We start from the raw sequence: 855 nt of genomic DNA on the forward strand, positions 1-855 counted from the left end.
GCGTTTAATGCAGTCCAGTAGCGAATTGTATCGTTGGTATGAGTTGCTTCGTTGTGAAAAGACGGAGATGGAGAAGAAGAATGAGGTCATTGATGACTCTTTGATAAACGCACTCAGTGATGACCTTAACACTCCCAAAGCACTTACTCTTTTACGAAAATTTTATAAACGAGGGAATGCTGTTTCTCTTGCAAGTGGGATGAATTTCTTTGGACTCTTACGGCAAGAGTGGGTTAGAGATGGAAAATGCCCATTATTTATGAGAAAAACCTCTCTTGATGAAAAATTTATTGATCAGCGCATTGCCGAAAGGTTACGACTTATCCATAATAAAGAGTGGACAGCTGCGGATAAAATTCGTGATAAGCTTGCAGCCGAGGGGATTGTCTTAAAAGATATCAAGGATCCACAAACTGGTGAACGTACGACCATGTGGGAAATAAAACGGTTCTAATTCTCGGATTCTAGCAGCTTTCATAACTAAGGAGGAAGCTTGATGGAATTTTTATCTTATTATGGATATGTTGCACTTAAATTGATTGTAGGCCTTGTAGCCTTCCTCTTCATTTTAAGAACCATGGGTCGTAGTAGTCTTAGTCAAATGACACCGGTTGATTTGGTAAGCAATTTTGTGATGGGGAGTATCATTGGGGGCGTTATTTATAATCACAATATCAGTATCATTCAATTATTGCTTGTTTTATTTATTTGGCAAACTTTGATCACCTCACTTAATTTATGGGGACGCCATTCAGTTTTTTTTCGTCATCTTGTTATGGGGCGAAGTATTGCATTAGTTTTAGATGGTGTTTTTCAAATGGATGAGATTAAGAAGTTGGGTATCAGTGTAAATGA

The 855-nt window shown here is 38.0% G+C and carries 2 pseudogenes; both read left to right on the forward strand.

Annotated features, from left to right (window positions below):
* A pseudogene (locus ACFINZ_RS10265) lies at positions 1-454 on the forward strand (cysteine--tRNA ligase); the annotation flags it as partial.
* A gap of 42 nt (positions 455-496) precedes the next feature.
* Positions 497-855: pseudogene (locus ACFINZ_RS10270) on the forward strand (DUF421 domain-containing protein); the annotation flags it as partial.

The sequence above is a fragment of the Bartonella sp. AA81SXKL genome (assembly GCF_042196945.1).
In the GTDB taxonomy this organism is placed as follows: domain Bacteria; phylum Pseudomonadota; class Alphaproteobacteria; order Rhizobiales; family Rhizobiaceae; genus Bartonella.